4 protein-coding genes are annotated in these 2,346 nt (G+C 72.0%); 1 reads left to right on the forward strand and 3 read right to left on the reverse strand.

Annotated features, from left to right (window positions below; genetic code table 11):
• Nucleotides 1-347 (reverse strand): hypothetical protein (locus HW577_RS23760; protein ID WP_419956605.1); only part of this gene is annotated, 347 nt, incomplete at its 3' end.
• 85 nt (nt 348-432) lie between these two features.
• Between HW577_RS23760 and HW577_RS23765 the strand changes: the two genes are divergently transcribed.
• Entirely contained in the window at nt 433-1,296 is an 864-nt protein-coding gene (locus HW577_RS23765; protein ID WP_198378578.1) for an AraC family transcriptional regulator, read from the forward strand.
• A gap of 3 nt (nt 1,297-1,299) precedes the next feature.
• Here HW577_RS23765 and HW577_RS23770 read toward each other — a convergent pair whose 3' ends face one another.
• Both HW577_RS23770 and odhB read right to left on the reverse strand, forming a co-directional pair.
• A complete protein-coding gene (locus HW577_RS23770; RefSeq protein WP_198378579.1) occupies nt 1,300-1,491 on the reverse strand; it encodes a hypothetical protein in 192 nt (63 codons plus the stop codon).
• Nucleotides 1,492-1,592: 101 nt separating this feature from the next.
• On the reverse strand, nt 1,593-2,346 hold a 754-nt coding region (gene odhB / locus HW577_RS23775; protein ID WP_198378580.1), incomplete at its 5' end, for a 2-oxoglutarate dehydrogenase complex dihydrolipoyllysine-residue succinyltransferase.

Below are 2,346 nucleotides of genomic sequence, written 5' to 3' on the forward strand. Positions count from 1 at the left end.
AGGGCGGCCAGCGCCTCCGCCGCGAAGAGCGCGGCGGTCGTCGCCGGGCAGGCCGCTTCCGTCGACAGCCGCGCGGCCAGCGCCCGGTCGGCGGCGAGCCCGAGTGCGGCGCCCCGGCTGCCGTTCCAGCAGACCGAGCCGACCCCCGCATGGCCGAGCAGCCGTGCCGCCTCGGCATAGGCGGCAAGGTCGTAGCCATCCTTCGGCTGTCCGGTTCCGTCCGGCGCGTAGGGGATGCGGGCAAAGCAGGCATCGACCCCCGGCATGTTGCGCAATAGCGCGAGCGTCGTGCGCTCCACCACGCGGTTGGAGGAAGGGAGGATCGTTCCGATCGCGGGGCGGGCCATGGCGCCATCCTGGCCGGCGGCGGCAGGATCGCAAGCGCGATCAAGCGGGGCCGTGGCAGGTTGCACGTGAAGCAGCGGAGGCGGCATGGCGGCGCGGGCACGGACGGGGCGGGACTACGCGGCGCGGATCGCGCGGGCCATGGCGCTGATCGCCGCGCGCCCCGCCGACCCGCCGACGCTGGAGGAGCTGGCCGGCGCGGCCGCCTTCTCCCCCTTCCATTTCCACCGGGTCTATCGGGCGATCGCGGGCGAGACGCCAGCCGAGACCGCGGCGCGGGCGCGGCTGACCGGCGCGGCGGTCGCGCTGCTCAAGGGCCGCGCCAGGGTTGCCGAGGTGGCGAAGCAGGCCGGCTATGGCAGCCAGGCCGCCTTCACCCGCGCCTTCCGTGCCGCCTACGGCATTCCGCCGGCGGCCTATCGCGCGCGCGGCGGGCTCGGCTTCCCGGTCCGCCCGGCCACCCAGGACGAGGAAAGCATCATGTTCGAGGTCGAGATCCGCCCCGTCCCGGCGCTGCGGCTCGCGACGCTGCGCCACGCCGGCCCCTTCGACGGGATCGGTGCGGCCTTCGACCGGCTGATGGCCTGGGGTGGCGGGCGGGGGCTGCTGGGCCCGGCCACGCGCTTCGTGGCGCTGTACCTGGACGACCCGCGCAGCGTCGCCCCCGCGGCGCTGCGGTCCGATGCCGGCTTCACCGTGCCGCCCGGCGTGCCGGGCGAGGGGGAGGTGCGGATCGTCGAGACCCCCGCCTTCGCCCGCGTCGCCGCGCTGCGCTTCAAGGGGCCCTATGCCGAGCTGGAGCGCGCCTATGCCTGGCTGTACGGCACCTGGCTGCCCGGCAGCGGAGAGGAGCCGGCGAATGCCCCGGTCATGGAGGAATACCTCAATGACTGCCGGGGCCTGCCGCCGGCGGAATGGCTGACCGACATCCTGCTGCCGCTGAAGGGGTAGCGGCTACTTCTTCCCGATGCCGAGATCGGCTTCCAGCTCGCGGATGCGGGCCTGGAGCGTGGTGCGCATGGACGGCGAGGCGTGCGGCTTCAGCCCCGCCAGCGTGTCCTTCAATTCGCGCAGCAGCTTCTCCTTCTCGGCCTTGCTGCGCTGGATGGGGCGCGCGTCGGAGAACTGGCCTTCCCGGCTTCTCATGGTGGTTCCTCGATGTGGTGCGAACGGCGTCCGTCGCCCGGAAACGGCGCGGGCCCGGCAGGGCATCCCCGCCGGGCCCGCTTATGGTGGTGATCCGCGCGTCAGATGTCGAGCATCAGTCGCCGGGGATCCTCGATGCTCTCCTTCACGCGCACCAGGAAGGACACCGCTTCCTTCCCGTCCACGATCCGGTGGTCGTAGGACAGCGCGATGTACATCATCGGCCGGATCTCGACCTTCCCGCCAACGGCCATCGGCCGGTCCTGGATCTTGTGCATCCCCAGGATGCCCGATTGCGGCGGGTTCAGGATCGGCGTGGACATCAGCGAGCCGTAGATGCCGCCATTGGTGATGGTGAAGGATCCGCCGGCGAGTTCATCCAGCTTCAGCGCCCCGTCGCGCGCCTTCTTGCCGAAGGCGCCGATCGACTTCTCGATCTCGGCGAAGGACAGCGTGTCGGCATTCCGCAGCACGGGCACGACCAGGCCGGAGGGCCCGCCCACCGCGATGCCCATGTGGACGAAGTTCTTGTAGACGATCTCGTCGCCGTCGATCTCGGCGTTGACCGCCGGGAATTCCTTCAGCGCGGCGACGCAGGCCTTCACGAAGAAGGACATGAAGCCGAGCTTCACGCCGTGCTTCTTCTCGAACACGTCCTTGTACTCGGCGCGCAGCGCCATCGCCGCGCCCATGTCCACCTCGTTGAAGGTGGTGAGCATCGCCGCCGTGTTCTGAGCTTCCTTCAGCCGGCGCGCGATGGTCGCGCGCAGGCGCGTCATCTTCACCCGCTCCTCGCCGGCTTCCGGCGCGCGCGCGGCGCGGGGCGCGGCGGCGGCGGCCGGGGCGGCGGCGGGA

The organism is Neoroseomonas rubea (assembly GCF_016106015.1).
In the GTDB taxonomy this organism is placed as follows: Bacteria; Pseudomonadota; Alphaproteobacteria; order Acetobacterales; family Acetobacteraceae; genus Neoroseomonas; species Neoroseomonas rubea.

Bases quoted from the DNA above. Each gene is read 5' to 3' on its own strand.
- HW577_RS23765 (WP_198378578.1), top strand. From the start codon at position 433: ATGGCGGCGCGGGCACGGACGGGGCGGGACTACGCGGCGCGGATCGCG.
- HW577_RS23770 (WP_198378579.1), bottom strand. From the start codon at position 1,491: ATGAGAAGCCGGGAAGGCCAGTTCTCCGACGCGCGCCCCATCCAGCGC.